We start from the raw sequence: 14,991 nt of genomic DNA on the forward strand, positions 1-14,991 counted from the left end.
ATCCTTACTGATCTGTCCCTCTTCGGTTTCGAACTGGTCACTAGTTCCTATCATTTTATGAATTACTCTATACGAAACAGCCACATAGAATCACTCTATGACAGATCTGCAAGGGCTGAGCAATCTGCAGGGGCTGAGCAGGAACTTCCCCGTTCAAGTCGATCGGTTAGTGAAGAATATACGCGGTAGTTTTGTGACGGGACGGTCGTTCACAGATCCTCGAGCACCGGCGTCCGCCCCACTCGCCAACCGGCGATCGCTGCGGCCAACGTCCCAATGCCGACGGCGATCAAGAGCCCGGCCAGTGAGACCCATGTGGCAGTCCGAACCAGGTCATCGAAGCCGACGACTGCGCCGCCGAGTCGATTCAACAGGGCAACGGCCGGTGGCGTGAGCGCGAGGCCGAGGAGGCCGCCGAGGAGTCCGATCGTCACCCCCTGCCAGATAACGGCGACGGAGGTCACCAGCGGCGAGAGACCGATCGCTCTGAGCGCAGCAAGCGTCTTGCGTTGCTGGGCGACGACGAGTGAGAGCAGCGTCAGTGTGAGCGCAATTCCGGCGCCGATAGCGAGTACCACGAGCGTCCCGGCAGCCGCGAGGATGAGCACCTGTTCTTGCAGGACGGCCTCGAGTTGTTCCTGATTCGTTCTGATTTCGTACTCCGGATAGGATGCCTCGAGGTCGCGCTGGACGGCTTCGGCGTCGGCGTCGTCCTCGAGAGTGATCGTGATGAACGTGGCCGGTTCGAACACCGTTTCGCCCGTCACGGCGTGCAGTTCACTCAGCGGAACCGTGATCGTCGGGGTTCCGAGGAGCTGTTCGAACGTGGGAGAGATACCGACGACCGTCATCTCGTTGTTCCGAGCCGACGCAAGCGACCCACCGACGTACAGCGTGTCGCCGACGCCGACGTCGAGTTGGCGAGCCGTTTCCTCGTCGATCAGTATCTCGTTCGTTCGCTCACCGTCGTACGTCCCGCCGGCGTAGTGTGGATCACCGGAAAGCGATTCGCCATCAGTGATGGTGACCGAAGCCCCGCTCCCGGGAACGCCCGTCGCAACGATCGTCCGGAACTCGGCGTCGGGGCTGGTCGCAACGTACACCGTCTCGAAGGCGAGTGGGGCGGCGTTTCTCACCCCATCGTGTGCTTCCATTTCAGCGGCCACCGAGCGCGAGTCATACAGGCTGTTCTCGAACCCGCCACCGCCAGCAGAGGTGATTCGAGTCTCGCCAGCCGTCACCCACAGATCTCGATCGGCCGATTCGAACTGCTGTGTACCCGTCTCGAGGACGCCGATGCCGGCACCGGCGAGCAAGGTCACGGCGAGGACGGCGAGTGCAACCCCGACGATAGCCAATCCGAGCCGCAGCCGATGGTGTCGAAGTTGGGCAGTGCTGAGGGCGAGGCCACCCCGGATACGAGTGAGCAACCGGCGCACTATCGCTCACCTCGTTCGGTCGCCATCAGGGAACACCTCGAGCGAGTCGGTTCGTGACCAGGAGTAAAAACGGGAGCGTGAGCACGCCGATCACCACCGAGGCGACGAGGCCGTAGACGACGAAGCCAGGGTGGACGAGGGCGATCGGGCCACTGGTGAGAAATCGCAAAGCCAGTTCGTTGACGCCGAGGGTCGCGGCGAAGCCAGCGATGCCACCGAGCAGACCACCAGCCGTTGTCGTCGCCAGGGCCCAGATGGCAACGAGCCGTAGCTGGCTGGTGAGTGAGATGCCAAGCGCGTTGAGCGTCGTCACCCGCCGTCTGTCGGCGACGAGTTCCAGTCCCATCGTGGTCGTCACGAAGAGCGTGCCGATGGCGACAGCGACGACGAATCCGGTGAGTGCTAGTGCCAGCGGCAGATCGGAATCCATCGTCTCACGTGCGGTGAGTTCCGTCCGTGAGAGAACGGCCGATTGAGGATATACTGTTTCCAGATCGGATTTGACCGACGGTGAGTTCGTCCCGACGACGAACTGATCGGCCAGGTCGTACTCGTCGCTTCCGGTAAGGACCTGCAGTTCGTGTAACTGGACCAGTGCAATCGGGAACGTCGGTGCCCCTGACGTCGAGTCGACCCCGACGACCGTGAAATTCTCGTTGCCGGCCAACCGCAGCGTATCCGATTCCTCTGCCTCGAGTAACGACCCGGCACTGTCAGAGAGAACGACCTCGCCGGTCCACTCATCCCGGGTGTAGTAGGGGTCGTTGGGAGAGAGTAATTCGGCATCGAGCCCGGCGATCTCACCGATACCGGGTGTCGAAATGACGCCGATAACCAGCACGTACTCCGAGCGGTCGCCGTGTTCGATCCGGACCACCTCGGTCTTGACCGGCGAGACGTACTCGATGTCCGGATGGGAGTCGAGTTCGGCGGCCGTTTCGTGTGCACCTCCGAAGGACGGCCCGTCAGTTGCAATCAGTGGAGAGCTCCCGCCGTCGGTCTCCGGGACGATCCAGTAATCGACGTCATCATCGTACACCGAGGTGCTCGTCGCCAACCCGACGCCGACAGCGGTGACCACGACGAGGAGACTGATTGCCACCGCAACGCCGAGAATGCTGAGTAAGACGCGCTTTCGACCGGTACCGGTCAGTTGTGACCAGAGTTGTGAGAAGGCGACCGCCCCGTATCCCCGCCATCGCGTAAACATCGCTCGGAGTCTCGAGTCACGCACTTTCGATCACTCTACCTTCGCCTGGGTCTGCTGGTCGTGAGTTTCGGCCGTGTCGGTTCCCTCGACGATCGATCCGTCCTGTAATCGAATGCGCCGATCGCCGATCGCCAGCGCCGACTGGTCGTGTGAGGCGAGCACGACGGCGTGGTCGGCCGTAAGCCCCTGAAACGTCTCGAGGACGCGTTGTCCGGTTTCCGAATCGAGTTCGCCGGTCGGTTCGTCGGCGATGACGAGCGCGGGGTCGGTGACCAACGCGCGGGCGATAGCCACCCGCTGTTGTTCGCCGCCGCTGAGTTCACCAGGGCGGTGATCGAGTCGGTCGCCGAGTTCGACCCGTTCGAGGAGTTCGGTCGCTCGACGCCTGCGTTCGCTCGCGGGCACCCCGAGTTCGACCAGTGGAAGGGCAACGTTCGCCCGCGCTGAGAGCGACTCGACGAGATGGAAGTGCTGGAAAACGATCCCGACCTGTTCGAGTCGGAGGCGCGTTCGTCGTTTTCGAGAGAGCGAACTGGTCGACTGGCCACGGATCGTCACAGTGCCCGTATCCGGGACTTCGAGGCCAGCCAGGTGGTGTAACAGCGTCGATTTCCCGCTGCCGCTCGGCCCGCTAATAGCGACGATTTCACCGGCGTCGATACTGAGCGAGACGTCCTCGAGAGCAGTGACCGTCGGCGGTTCACGACGGCCGAGAAGTCGGCCGAAAAAACCCGGTGTCGTCCCGCGCGTATACCGTTTCGTCACGCCCTCCGCACGGACGATTGGACTCGAGTCGTCGGTATCGGTCGCTCGAGTCGAGCCGGAATCCATTAGCGAAAGACACCTCTAGAGCCAATTAACTGTCCCGGTTCATTTCATTCGGACTTGCCTTCCGCGGTCTCGAGCACAACTCATTCAGATTCGTCTTCCCCAGCCTCGAGCACAACTCATTCGGACTCGCCTTCCGCAGCCTCGAGCACATCGATCCACAGGTGAACGCTATAGTCGGTATCGTCCATCGACGGTTCGTCTGGGACGTCCCCATCGGGGAACAAGAGCCACACGACCCGAATGTCCTCTCCGGTGAAAGTGGGTGAGATTTCGTGTGAGTGCAGCCAGGATTCGTTGTGTGCGAGTTCCGGCTGGAAGTGTGCTAACTCTCGTTGGTCGGTGACTGTCGTCTGGTTCCCCTCGAACTCGATCTGTTGTTCGACGACCACCACCGAATACTCGACCGTTCGGTGCTCGTTGTTGTCCACGCCGACGACGATGTCTGCTGCCTCACCGTGGACGAGTTCCGGGGGATAGTTTGCGGCGACGTACTCGCCGTCATCGTCCTCCGTCAGGATGTAGACGGCCGAGAACTGCTCACCGTCCGGCGGAACGAGTATCGCAAACGAAACCGTCCCGATGGCGAGGAGGATCGAGAGAGCCAACAACACGTTCAACGCGCCATCGAGTCGCGTGTCGGGTTCGAAGACCTCACTGTGTGCCTGTTCGTACCACGTCCGGTACGGGACAGCGAACCGTTCGTCGGCCGGGAGTTGCCAGCGACGAACGGCCGCAACGACTGTCGACGCGAGGACGAAGCCAGTCACGGCAACCATGATCGGCCCCAGCCGAATACCCCACGGCGTGAAGTTCAACACCAGCCCGATCAACGGGACGATAGCGATACTCAGACCGAACGAGAGTGCGACGCGTTCGATGCCGTCGATTCCCGACCGGTCGTGTGTCTCGAACAGTGATGCGTCGTCGGCGTCATCATCCGCTGTGGATTCCTCGAGGGAATCCGCATCGGCAGGAGGCTCGCCTGCCTCGGGAAAGAGCGCCGCGATGAAAACGTAGCCAGGAACGAAGAGCACGAAAAGCAAGCCGAGCGGGACGCGAAGCGGTGTGTCCCTAATGATCGGGACGAAGACGGCGATGTTGACCAGCGCAGTCACCACGAGCATCGCCGCGAGATCGGCGGGAAGCCGTCGAACTGGTTCGGGGAGGAGTAACCAGAGCGCCCGTCGATCAACCATTTATCCGTACATTAGCACTATGCCCTAAAAGTCAGTCGATAGCCGGACAGCGGAAACCGAAGATTCTGACAGGGTAGCAACTGAGTAACGAGTGCGAACGGCCTCGAGTGAGCGGATTCGTTGTCTTCACTCTGGCTGCTCGAGAACCTGTGCAACTGTGAGTATCAGGTCGAACGTCGGTGGCGAATCGAGGAGTCTGATTTCACCGGATTGCCGATCGTACTCGATGAACTCATACGAATCAGCTTTTTCCAGGTGATTATGATGGAGGGAAATCGCGACATCGGTTTCGATGCCTGTCGGTTCAGTATTTGTTTCAGGCTCCGTTTCCATTTCCGCGACGGCCTCCGCCAACTCCTCGATTGCCACCGGTTCATCTGCTTGCTCGAGATAGTAGAGGGCAAATCGTCGACGGGGGGAGTTGAGCAACGAAAACACGTCATCTACAGCGACCATGTCGTCAACAGCATGCGACGGTTGCGTAAAAGCATATTGGCAGTAAAAGAGATTTTTCCAGCCTTATTTCATCATAATAGGACGGTAAAATGTCAATACCTGGAAAGGGCGTTCTGTGGAGAGAAAGAATGGCGCCTCGAGTGATGGCGCTATTCTCCGTCGAAATCTCGAAATTGGTGAAATCCGTACACTGGATCGGAAAGTTGGCCTTGTTGAAATCCTCAATCAGTGATAGGTCTCAGCAACCGTGCTGCATACACAACGCGAATGCATCACACTCCTCGGTCAGAATACCTGGCGGATTCCATAAGCAACACCCGAACTGATCAGTCGTGCCCACTGACGTTCCACCACAGGAATCGTGACACGGGAACGGCTATAGAGTCACTTCACCGTGACTGTCTGGTCCGAGTCTACGGTGATGCGATAGCCAGCGTAGTCGAATGATACGGATACCATGTTCTCCGTGGACGATTCGTTTGTGAACAACGCATCGAGGGCGTCGGGGTCGATGACCTCGAACAACGGTGGTTGGAGTTCCTTCTCGGGAACACCCTCGCGTTTCGCAACTTCAGAGACGATTGTTAGTGACGTGGACTTTCGGCTCGTCGCATTCATCTGTTCGTGTCTTCCCATACACGTGGACAGGCGCTGTCTCCGCAAGACGCTTGGTCTTACCCATGTAAGATGCAAATCACGCTGTGGCGTCAGCGAACTCCTCTGTCAGGAGAGTTCGGATCCCGCGCCTGAGGCGGCCACCGAACGCTTGGCGGGTGATTCCAACCTCCGCAGCAAGTTCATCCAAGCTACATCCTCGTGGCTCATTGAAATAACCACGCTTCAATGCAAGTCGCAACGCCTCGAGTTGTGAGCTGGTCAGTTGGCTGAGGGCGTGTTCGTGGCTTGCCTCCATCTCATAAAGTTTCATCAGTGACGCCCGGATTCCATCCGCTTGTAGGTCTTCCTGAAAGTCGGAGAGTGGTTGTTTGTTCGATGCCCGAAACTCGAACCGCCACGCGTCTGAGGTCCCTCTTCCTGACAAGAGCGTAATATTTGCTTCGGCGATACCGACTGCTGTATCACGGAAATCTCGGTTCCAAACGACGCGGTACAGGACTGAACTATCCGTCTCCTTGCTGAGAATATTGATCTGCTCTACAGCCCGTTCCTCCTTTGTGACTCGTAGGACGTCACTCGGGTCAGCACCTTGGACCCAAACATACGGAATCACCGCATCTCCAGTTGGTACGACCCGTTCTAGTTCCACCTCCACGTCGGACAACTGACGGAATGCTCGGCCGATTCTGAACCCGTCTGCTGGGATTTTGTATTCGGCATAGACAGCCATACGTCCCTCTATGTGGTCGCGGATCAAAGGACCAGTCCTGACTGGATGAAGATTGTCATTGGGTTCTGAATGGTGAGAATAACTACGTTCGTGGTGCTGCACCCATCCTCTGTATCTCGGACGCAGTTCTTGACAGGATTCGAGTAAAAGGTTCAGCCGCTGCTGAATCCATAGCGCGAATGTGGCACGACTTGAGAAGCGATTAACGCGGGAGGTCGAATGCTCAGTACAGATGGAGCAGTTACCGGAGCGATTATCGATATTCCTGAATGCTGTCAGAATACGGCTGCTGCATACAGAGAAGGAGTTTAGCACTACTGAATCGGATCTTTTACTTTGAATCTGTATAACCGAGGGGCCATTACTGTGCCAATTTAGAGTGTAATATTGTTAGCTCACCAGAAAGTACTTGCTGGTGACTCCAAGAAAATAGATATGAAGCGACGAAACATCCTCACTGGGGTAGGTGTTACTGAACTTATATGTGATCTAACCGACCATAGGCAATGACAATGATTACTGTAAATGCTGTAGAGAACATTGTCGTGAATAGCGCAACTGTGAATGCTGTAGAAAATACCGTGATGCACTCTGGTAATTCGGGATATGAGAGTGTGCTAGGTTTGCTCTTTATTATCGGATTCTTGTTTGTCATGGGTGTAGTCTTGTTTATCGGCTTTTTGTTTGTCATGAAGTTACTAGTCATAGTCATGGCGTGAGCTGACACTCGAGAGCAGTTTTTACACGAGTTATAAATTATTACTTACCAACCGCTTCATACCCGTGTGTATTCAGCAATCCGTCCTCATGATCTGTACTGACTGGCAGATTCTTTAGCGATCAATACGCAGACCTATGTAGCGGTTGGTTTCGTCTTGAGTGTATGAAATAAACAGTGCCACTGTGCTGAACTCATGCTCTGTACGCAGCACCCCCTCTTATCAGGTCGTGAGGGGTTCAACAGAGCCGGAAAGATCAATCGTCGGCCGAAACCGGCGACTCGGTCTCGCTGGCCACGCCACAGAGTTTTCGGGCACACTCGAGGGCGCGCTTTGCCTTCTCAACTGGCACGCCCTCAGGCGTATAAACCGCCTGTTCGTAGGTTTCCGTCATCGTCTGTAGGGGTTCGTCAGTCGGGTCCCCGCGGTAGTGATTGAAGAATTCCCAGTGGGTCAGTTGCGTCGACGAATCGGTATCGGCGAGCGCGCGTCTGACAGCCCCGTAGCCGGTGGCGACCGCTTCGTCCGGACGACCGTTTGTCAGGTGCGAACGGGCGTCGGCGAGGAGAGTTCGACTCACGACAACGGATTCGTCGTGGTCAGTGGAGGTATCCTCCGACGTCGGCGTGTGTGCCGGTTGGCCCGTGGAATCTGCCTCAGGGTTACGACGCCACCACCAGACACCGGTTCCGAGTGCCAACAGCGTGAGGACGCCGACGCCGACCCACAGGAGCGGTGACGTCCAGAGTGGGTCCCCATCGGTGGCCGGTTGTGCGCTGGCCGTAAGTTGCACATCCGTCGTCCCGGTCGTCTCGGCAAGGTTCGTCCCGTCACCCTCGAAGAGTGCACCCACCGTGACGGTTCCGGCGGCCGTCGTCTCGAGTGGAATCTCCGCCGACAGTACACCGTCTTCTTCCGTCGTGACGGTTTCGAATGGCTCGCCGTCGATCATGATCGTGACGGTGTATCCCTCGAGACCCGCTCCATCGATCGTCTCGAGTTCGCCCTCGAGTGAAAGGGTCTCTCCATCGTGGCTGCCCTCGAGAGAGAGCGCCGTTTCGGTTTCGGTCACGGTAACGTCGGTGCTGGCACTCACATTGGCGAGCGCCCGGTCTTCCATGGGTAACGAGACTTCGAGGGTGTGTTCACCCGCTGGAACCGATGCGGGGACGGGAACCGTCCCATCGACGGTACCGTTTTCGACCGGCAGTTCGCCCAGCGTTTGGTCGCCCAGGGTGATGGTGACCGGGACGCCGTCGACTGGTTCGCCCGCAACGAGCACGTCGGCGCTGACCGACAGCTGGTCGTCGTACGCGACGCTATCAGTCGTCTCGAGGGCCGAAATCGTCGGCCCGAGTTGATGTATCGAAACGGGAAGCGACGCCGAACTGCCCAGATAGGTCGAGTTCCTCGCGGGTTCGTACTGGACTGGAACCGTCTCGGTCGAGAGCGGTTTGTCCGCCGCTGGCTGGTAGTCGAAGGTGAAGGAGCCGTTGGCGTCGGTTTCGACGGTCTGGGGTTCGCCGTCGATGAGGAGTCGGATCGTTTCGTTAGCAATCGTGGAGTTGTCCGCCGTCTCGATGGTACCAGTGGCCTGTAACGGATCGACATACGAGACGTTTTCAGCGTCGGCTTCGACCGAAAGCCGTGTCTGGACGAAAACCGCGTCACGTACCTCGGTCTGTTGTTGTTGGGTCGATTCGTTCACCTGGGAGATCGAGTCTTTGGCATCCGTAAAGTCGATATCCGTTCGAACGCTGATGAGGTCGTACGTTTCGTCGAGTTCGTCAGCCAGAACGGCAATCTCGTCGGCGAGTACCTCGAGTTCGCGGGCGATTTCTCGTGCTCGCTCTTCGTCACCGGCTTCGATCGCCGCCTCGTAGTCGGCAAAGAGTTCCTCGTATTCCTCGAGGAGGGTTGCGAGCCGTTCTTGCTTCTCGGCGGCCTCTTCGAAGGCCTCCTCGGTGGTTTTCTCCTCTTCCTCGTCGTCGTCATCGGCCGTGTCTTCGTCGGTCTCACCAGCGACCTCGACGTACTGGCCGAGTCGCTCCCGGTACTCCTCGCCGACGTAGTCCTTGGCGAAGTCGTACTCGCCCTCGCTCAAGGAAATCGCGCCGTCGCCCAATTGCTCAGCAAGCCGGTTTTCGAGCCAGCCAGCGGCGCCGTCACCGTCTTCGTCGTATCCATCCGGGTTCTGGTGTCGGGGGGTCTCGTTGCCCTCGTCGTCTTCGTCAGCGACGACGGTGCTGATGGCCGGTGTCGGTTGTGGCTCGATAGGGTCGGATGCGCCGAGTGCCACACCGCTCACTGGCAGCGCCACGAGGCACAACACACACACGAGAATCAGCACGCGCCCGGACCTGTCGTTCACGGAGGAAGATTCGTCGGAAAACCCAAAAGTCTGTCTGCTCGAGGGTGGCACCGATAACCAGTAACTTCAACACGCCCTCGGAAAATTTGTGAACTATGCGACCAACGCGCCGAACACTGGCTGTGGGTGGGCTTGTCGCCTTTTTCACAGCACTTGCCGTCCTCTTTGCCCATCCAGCGCCCCTCGTGGGGGCCGTGGGGATCGGCGCGTGGCTCTGTGTCCGACAGTATCTGTTTTATCGTGAACTGGTGAGAGCGACCAATGTCCTCGAACTTCGACAGACACCAGCCCTGACGGGCCTCAAAACGGGAGAGTCGACGACGGTAACGATCGGCGCAACGCTCGAGCGCCCAAGTTCGCTCTCACTGTCGATCGAGGCGGGTTTGCCTGTGAGCACCGTCACCGAAGCCGACTCGACGCTGACTCTCGAGCCCGAAAAACGAGAAGCGACCCGCACCATGGAGGTGAGTTGGCCGGTTGCCGGTCGACACGAATTCGAGCCCGCACGCGTCACCGCGAGTGACGGGCTGTTCACCGAAACGCTCACGCTGGGTTCGACACCGACCGTGACGGTCCAACCACGCGGGCCTCGGTCGATACACGTCGGCTCGGGTGGGAACCGCGTTCCCGTTCGTCAGGGGAATCATCCAGCCGGGAAGAGTGGCTCCGGTCTCATTCCAGCAGAACTCAGAGAGTACATGCCCGGCGAAACGGCCGCCCGAATCGACTGGAAAGCCACGGCCAGGCTGGTGACACCCCACGTCCGAACGTACGACGCCGAAACGGACCGACTGACGGTGTTGGTGGTCGATCACTCCAGTACGCTCGCGACTGGTCCCGATGGCGAGACACAGCTCGACTATCTGCGAGAAGTCGCCCTCTTGCTGGCCGAAAGCGCACACGGCCTCGGCGACCCGGTCGGGCTCTGGACGGTCGACGAGTCGGCCATCACGTCACAGTACCCGCCTTCGACCGGGCCGATCAAACGGATTCGACGCCGCTTGCTCGACCTCGAGGCCGCATCCGAGGGGACACGAACGCCTCGACAGCAGTCGGCTGGAAGCGGCGATCCGACGGCGGCATTCAGAGAACTTCGTCGCGGTGGCGACGATTCGTTGACGGCGACGCTCGAGCCCTACATCGGCGCACGCACTGGGAACGAGCGCTTCGAGACGAGTGGACCGGCACTGTCCAAAGCCGTGCAAAAAGCCCTGAGCCAGCAGCGCTCGAGTGCGTGGGTCGTTCTGTTGACGAACGACACCAACCCGTCGGCAGTCCGTCGGAGCGTCCGCCGAGCACGGGAGGCCGAAAGCGACGTGCTGGTGTTGTTGACACCGACCGTCCTGTTCGAACCCGGCGAACTCGTCGACCTCGAGGCGGCCTACGAACGGTACCTGGAGTTCGAGGAGTTCCGTCGGAGCCTCGATCGACTCGATCGCGTCACCGCACTCGAAGTCGCACCCGACGAGACGTTGACGACGGTGCTTTCGGTTGGACGAAGCCGGCGAGGGGTGACACAATGAGCCGATTCCTTCCAGGGAGCCATCTCGAGGCCAGCCCGCTACTCGGCGAGGGGGCAATCGACTGCTGGCCGGAAGCGCTCGCTCTGACGGCCCTGCTAGTCGTCTTCGGACTCACTGCAGGACCGGTCGGTGTTCTGGTGGGTCTCCTGACCGCAGCCGTCTGGTACGCACTGGGAACACCCTACGCGTTTGCCGTCGGACACGTCGGTATCGTCGTCGCGTTCAGCGATGGCATCGACCCGCTCATGCTCGCCCTCCTCGAAGTGCCGTTCGTGGCGTTGCTCCTCGCGCCGCTCGTTCGCCACCACGCTCGAGTGCGTGCGATTGGGGTCGCCCTGACAGTCGTCCTCGCCGGGAGTGCGTTGGTCTGGGTCGGGACCAGCCAGCTGTCCCTGTCAGTGACCGTCCTGCTGGTCCTCGGCTTCCTGGTGATCGTGAGTTACGGAATCCACCGCCTCGAGCTCGTGCGTCTGGGGCTCGTCAGGGATGACCGGGACCGAACTGCACGCGAGACGGCAACCGAGGGGAGAACACAATGAGTACGGTAATCGACTACGACGAGATGAACGACGACACGCCGACGACTGACGATTCGGAGACGGTGAGTGAATACAAAGCACAACTCGAGGTGCTGACGGCCGAAAACCGTCGGCTGCGAGCGGAGTACGCGCGTGCTCGAACCAGTGCCTATCGGCGAACGGCCGCTGGAATGGGTGCGATCGGCGTGGTTGCAGTCGCCGGTGGCCTGCTATTTCCCGGCGCTCGAGACGTGTTGTTCATCCTCGGTGCGATCGGCCTCTTTGGGGGCCTGCTCACCTACTACCTCACACCTGAACGGTTCGTTGCCGCAGACGTCGGCGAACGCGTGTACGCGGCAGCCGCCGCGAATCAGGCATCGATCACGGAACACCTCGGGCTTCGCCCTGAACAGTACTACGTGCAGATACGCGATACCGTCTACGTCTTCGTCCCCTTACACGCCGACGCTGAAGTCCCCGAGAACGCACACGGCCCGTTCGTCCTCGAGGAAGACCAGCGAGGGGTGTTACTGGAGACGGCCGGTGATCGACTCTTTCGGTCGTTCGAGCAGACCCTCTCGGGTTCGCTCGCCTCGAGTCCCACACCCCTTGCACAGCAACTCTGTGATGGACTCGTCGAACAGTTCGAACTCGCGACGCGTGCAACCCCGGACGTCGATGGAGAAGATGGCCGCGTGACGATTGCGGTCACTGGCAGCGCGTTCGGTGCCGTCGATCGCTTCGACCACCCAATTCCGTCGTTTCTGGCAGCCGGTCTCGCGACGGGCCTCGAGCGACCGGTCACGCTCGAGGTCACGCCAGGCGACGAGCGAGCCGACTGGCTGGTCACCTGTCGGTTCGAATCCGCGGAGTAGCAGTGTTGACTACGCTTCTTTGGGCGTCGCCATCTCGCTCGGTTCGACGTCCGGAATCGCCGTCTCCTCGAGGACGTCTTCGACGATAGCCTGTGGCGTCACGTCGCTCAGTTCGGCGTCGGTCTCCAACACGAGGCGATGGGCAAGAATAGCGGGCGCCAGCGCCTTGACGTCGTCCGGGATGACGTACGATCGACCGTGTACGGCGGCTCTGGCTTTCGCTCCGTCGATGAACGTGATCGTCGCCCGTGGTGAGGCACCGTGTCTGACATCCGGGTGGCTGCGTGTCGCCCCAACCAGATCGAGAACGTAGGATTTGACCGGCGGCGCGACGTACGTGTTCGTGACTTGCGTCCGTGCTTCGAGCAGTGCGTCTTCCGTGACCACCTGTTCGACCGTGTCCGGCCCGAGATTCGGATTCGTATCGAACCGCTCGAGGAGTTCGGCTTCGTCGTCACGGTCTGGAAGGTCGACGGTGAGTTTGAACTGGAAGCGGTCACGCTGGGCTTCTGGCAGTTCGAACACACCCTCCATCTCGATGGGGTTCTGCGTCGCAACGACCATGAACGGCTCCGGGAGGGAGAGCGTCTCGCCTTCGATCGTCACCTGACGCTCTTGCATCGCCTCGAGGAGTGCGCTCTGGGTTTTCGGCGTTGCTCGGTTGATCTCGTCGGCGACGACGAGGTTGGCGAACACCGGTCCACGCTGGAGTTCGAACTCCCCCGTGTTCTGTCGATACACGTTCGTGCCAGTGATGTCTGCGGGGAGAATATCAGGCGTCATCTGAATCCGTCGGAATCCCAGTCCTGATGCCCGCGCGAAGAGATTTGCAATCGTCGTCTTGGCGACCCCAGGGACACCCTCGAGGAGGAGGTGCCCGCGAGTCAACAGGGCGATCGTGAGGTGTTCGACGGTCCCCTCGTTGCCGACGAGTACCTGCTCGACTTCGGTCTGAATAGCCTCGGCGATGGCCTCGGGGTCCCCAGCCGTCACCAGCCCCGATTCAGTCTCGCTCATGTTGTCCACCTTTCGAGTCACGCTGGTTAAACACTGTTATCATGCGCTCGATGCGCTCGTCATCCCAGTCGGGATGGCGCTCACGGAGGAGCGTGGCTCGCTCGACATCCGAGAGCGTCGGCGTCGATTCCTCAGCGGCCTGGACGCTTCGTCGACGACGGCCGACAGGAAGTCGCTCACGTGTGAGGCGGCCGCTCGAGAAGAGTGCGATCAGCCCGATGCCCACGAAGCCGAGCAGCGCCTGCAAGAAGACCGACCCACGAAGGACCAACAGTGCGGCAGTCAGCGGTGGGATCCCATCGCTGTGACTCACGTCGACGACCGCGGTGTTCCCCTCGCGAGCGAGCGCCGTCAGAAACACCTCGTTGTCCGGTTCGTCTCGCATCGCGTTGGTCGTGATCGAGGGATCGCCGATGACGACCACACGCCCGTCTTCGACCGATTCGATCGTCGCCACGGGCAGGCGCTCGAGTTCTTTGTCGTCGTCCAGTTCTTCGTCCGGGTCGTCGACACGGTAGGCGAAATCACTGGTCGTGACTAATGTTGTAGCGTTACTCGGTTCGACGGCAGTCGCGTAATTCAGCGTGAGCTGCTCGACGTCTGCCGTCAGCGTGTGATTTTCCACCCCGGTGGCGACCGGCATCGTCGGCCCCCTGAAGTAATACTCGTCGTCACGGATGACCTGGCCATCGACGCGGGCACTCGCACCAACGTCCTCGAGCAAGGCGTTCCCCTGTGGTTCGAAGTTCTCGAGGACGACGAGCGTTCCCCCTGCCTCGACGAATCGCGCGACATCGGCTGCGGATTCGTCGTCGTACGTCTCCTCAGGAGCGATGACGAACGCAACCGTGTTTTCAGGCTCGAGGTCGGCGTACCTGCTCGTGTCCTGGATGAGGCTAGCCTCGACCTCGGGGTCGTCGTCGAGCGCCGACTGGAAATTACTGGCCCCGTCCCACGACGGGTTGTACGGGCCGAACGCTGTCGTCGATGTAGAACCTCCCACGACCAACGCGCCGAGGGTGACCAGTACGAGGACCGCGAGGAGCACCGTCGGCCAGGAGAGTCGTGAGGACGTCAGCGACTCGAGGACGGCTGGGGCGTCGGAACTCGAGCGGTCGGAATCGGCTGTCATCGTGGGGACCCCTCCAGCGTCAGCATATGGGAGGTACCTTTCGAGGACGTCATATTGGGAGCACCTCCGGCGGCAATATCTCGAGGATTCGTCGGACGACGATGACCCCGAAGCCGACCAATCCGATGGCGATGAGCCAGAACAGTCGGCGACGCCAGCCGGGCGTCACGTTCAGCGGTGCCGTGAGTTCCGTGACGATCAACAGCCCGATCAGCGACAGCACGAAAAACAGCTCGTAGGATAACGAACCGAGTAACGCGAGTACGAGCGCCGTCGCCAGCATCCAGGCGAGCTGTCCGTGGATAAACCGCTGGCGACGCGTCGTTGGCATCTACTCGAGTGAGTGGTCGGCTGGT

14 protein-coding genes are annotated in these 14,991 nt (G+C 60.0%); 3 read left to right on the forward strand and 11 right to left on the reverse strand.

Going from position 1 to position 14,991, the window contains the following annotated elements; translation table 11 throughout:
* Nucleotides 1–209: 209 nt before the first annotated feature.
* The 8 genes from NLK60_RS10780 to NLK60_RS10815 all read right to left on the reverse strand — a co-directional run bounded on the left by NLK60_RS10780 (nucleotide 210) and on the right by NLK60_RS10815 (nucleotide 9,570).
* A complete protein-coding gene (locus tag NLK60_RS10780) occupies nucleotides 210–1,439 on the reverse strand; it encodes an ABC transporter permease (RefSeq protein WP_254807799.1) in 1,230 nt (409 codons plus the stop codon).
* 25 nt (nucleotides 1,440–1,464) lie between these two features.
* On the reverse strand, nucleotides 1,465–2,649 hold the full coding sequence (locus NLK60_RS10785; RefSeq protein WP_254807800.1) for an ABC transporter permease: 1,185 nt from the start codon (nucleotides 2,647–2,649) through the stop codon (nucleotides 1,465–1,467).
* Nucleotides 2,650–2,679: 30 nt separating this feature from the next.
* Nucleotides 2,680–3,480 (reverse strand): ABC transporter ATP-binding protein, encoded by an 801-nt coding sequence (locus NLK60_RS10790; protein ID WP_254807801.1) that lies wholly within the window; start codon nucleotides 3,478–3,480, stop codon nucleotides 2,680–2,682.
* A gap of 116 nt (nucleotides 3,481–3,596) precedes the next feature.
* Entirely contained in the window at nucleotides 3,597–4,676 is a 1,080-nt protein-coding gene (locus NLK60_RS10795) for a DUF1616 domain-containing protein (protein ID WP_254807802.1), read from the reverse strand.
* Between the two features lie 126 nt (nucleotides 4,677–4,802).
* Nucleotides 4,803–5,132 carry a DUF7344 domain-containing protein gene (locus tag NLK60_RS10800; RefSeq protein ID WP_254807803.1) on the reverse strand — a complete coding sequence of 110 codons (330 nt, stop codon included), beginning with the start codon at nucleotides 5,130–5,132 and terminating at the stop codon, nucleotides 4,803–4,805.
* A gap of 384 nt (nucleotides 5,133–5,516) precedes the next feature.
* Entirely contained in the window at nucleotides 5,517–5,768 is a 252-nt protein-coding gene (gene ddfA / locus NLK60_RS10805; RefSeq protein WP_254807804.1) for a DdfA family disk-determining factor, read from the reverse strand.
* A 58-nt stretch (nucleotides 5,769–5,826) separates the two neighbouring features.
* Nucleotides 5,827–6,405, reverse strand: a complete 579-nt coding sequence (locus NLK60_RS10810; protein WP_254810469.1) for a helix-turn-helix domain-containing protein — start codon at nucleotides 6,403–6,405, stop codon at nucleotides 5,827–5,829.
* A 1,050-nt stretch (nucleotides 6,406–7,455) separates the two neighbouring features.
* Nucleotides 7,456–9,570, reverse strand: coding sequence for an Ig-like domain-containing protein (locus tag NLK60_RS10815; RefSeq protein WP_254807805.1), 2,115 nt, complete (start codon nucleotides 9,568–9,570; stop codon nucleotides 7,456–7,458).
* A gap of 95 nt (nucleotides 9,571–9,665) precedes the next feature.
* Here NLK60_RS10815 and NLK60_RS10820 point away from each other — a divergent pair, with 95 nt between their 5' ends.
* From NLK60_RS10820 to NLK60_RS10830, 3 genes are read left to right on the forward strand one after another with little or no spacing between them, the layout of a single operon-like run.
* The gene (locus NLK60_RS10820) at nucleotides 9,666–11,093 is read left to right on the forward strand and encodes a DUF58 domain-containing protein (protein WP_254807806.1); all 1,428 of its coding nucleotides are present in this window, start codon (nucleotides 9,666–9,668) and stop codon (nucleotides 11,091–11,093) included.
* On the forward strand, nucleotides 11,090–11,632 hold the full coding sequence (locus tag NLK60_RS10825; RefSeq protein ID WP_254807807.1) for a DUF8163 family membrane protein: 543 nt from the start codon (nucleotides 11,090–11,092) through the stop codon (nucleotides 11,630–11,632). Before NLK60_RS10820 ends, NLK60_RS10825 begins: the two co-directional genes overlap by 4 nt.
* Nucleotides 11,629–12,486 (forward strand): DUF7982 domain-containing protein, encoded by an 858-nt coding sequence (locus NLK60_RS10830; RefSeq protein ID WP_254807808.1) that lies wholly within the window; start codon nucleotides 11,629–11,631, stop codon nucleotides 12,484–12,486. The genes NLK60_RS10825 and NLK60_RS10830 overlap by 4 nt, the downstream gene beginning before the upstream one ends.
* A gap of 9 nt (nucleotides 12,487–12,495) precedes the next feature.
* On the opposite strand, the gene NLK60_RS10835 is transcribed toward NLK60_RS10830, so the two are convergent.
* From NLK60_RS10835 to NLK60_RS10845, 3 genes are read right to left on the reverse strand one after another with little or no spacing between them, the layout of a single operon-like run.
* Nucleotides 12,496–13,503, reverse strand: a complete 1,008-nt coding sequence (locus NLK60_RS10835; RefSeq protein ID WP_254807809.1) for an AAA family ATPase — start codon at nucleotides 13,501–13,503, stop codon at nucleotides 12,496–12,498.
* On the reverse strand, nucleotides 13,490–14,635 hold the full coding sequence (locus tag NLK60_RS10840; protein ID WP_254807810.1) for a DUF4350 domain-containing protein: 1,146 nt from the start codon (nucleotides 14,633–14,635) through the stop codon (nucleotides 13,490–13,492). Before NLK60_RS10840 ends, NLK60_RS10835 begins: the two co-directional genes overlap by 14 nt.
* 49 nt (nucleotides 14,636–14,684) lie before the next feature.
* The gene (locus NLK60_RS10845; protein WP_254807811.1) at nucleotides 14,685–14,966 is read right to left on the reverse strand and encodes a DUF8044 family membrane protein; all 282 of its coding nucleotides are present in this window, start codon (nucleotides 14,964–14,966) and stop codon (nucleotides 14,685–14,687) included.
* Nucleotides 14,967–14,991 lie beyond the last annotated feature (25 nt).

The organism is Natronosalvus amylolyticus (assembly GCF_024298845.1).
Taxonomy (GTDB): domain Archaea; phylum Halobacteriota; class Halobacteria; order Halobacteriales; family Natrialbaceae; genus Natronosalvus; species Natronosalvus amylolyticus.

Excerpts from the sequence above, each read along its gene's own strand:
- NLK60_RS10785 (WP_254807800.1), bottom strand. The coding sequence starts at position 2,649 with ATGTTTACGCGATGGCGGGGATACGGGGCGGTCGCCTTCTCACAACTC.
- NLK60_RS10790 (WP_254807801.1), bottom strand. The coding sequence starts at position 3,480 with ATGGATTCCGGCTCGACTCGAGCGACCGATACCGACGACTCGAGTCCA.
- NLK60_RS10795 (WP_254807802.1), bottom strand. The coding sequence starts at position 4,676 with ATGGTTGATCGACGGGCGCTCTGGTTACTCCTCCCCGAACCAGTTCGA.
- NLK60_RS10800 (WP_254807803.1), bottom strand. The coding sequence starts at position 5,132 with ATGGTCGCTGTAGATGACGTGTTTTCGTTGCTCAACTCCCCCCGTCGA.
- ddfA (WP_254807804.1), bottom strand. The coding sequence starts at position 5,768 with ATGGGAAGACACGAACAGATGAATGCGACGAGCCGAAAGTCCACGTCA.
- NLK60_RS10820 (WP_254807806.1), top strand. The coding sequence starts at position 9,666 with ATGCGACCAACGCGCCGAACACTGGCTGTGGGTGGGCTTGTCGCCTTT.
- NLK60_RS10825 (WP_254807807.1), top strand. The coding sequence starts at position 11,090 with ATGAGCCGATTCCTTCCAGGGAGCCATCTCGAGGCCAGCCCGCTACTC.
- NLK60_RS10830 (WP_254807808.1), top strand. The coding sequence starts at position 11,629 with ATGAGTACGGTAATCGACTACGACGAGATGAACGACGACACGCCGACG.
- NLK60_RS10835 (WP_254807809.1), bottom strand. The coding sequence starts at position 13,503 with ATGAGCGAGACTGAATCGGGGCTGGTGACGGCTGGGGACCCCGAGGCC.
- NLK60_RS10840 (WP_254807810.1), bottom strand. The coding sequence starts at position 14,635 with ATGACAGCCGATTCCGACCGCTCGAGTTCCGACGCCCCAGCCGTCCTC.
- NLK60_RS10845 (WP_254807811.1), bottom strand. The coding sequence starts at position 14,966 with ATGCCAACGACGCGTCGCCAGCGGTTTATCCACGGACAGCTCGCCTGG.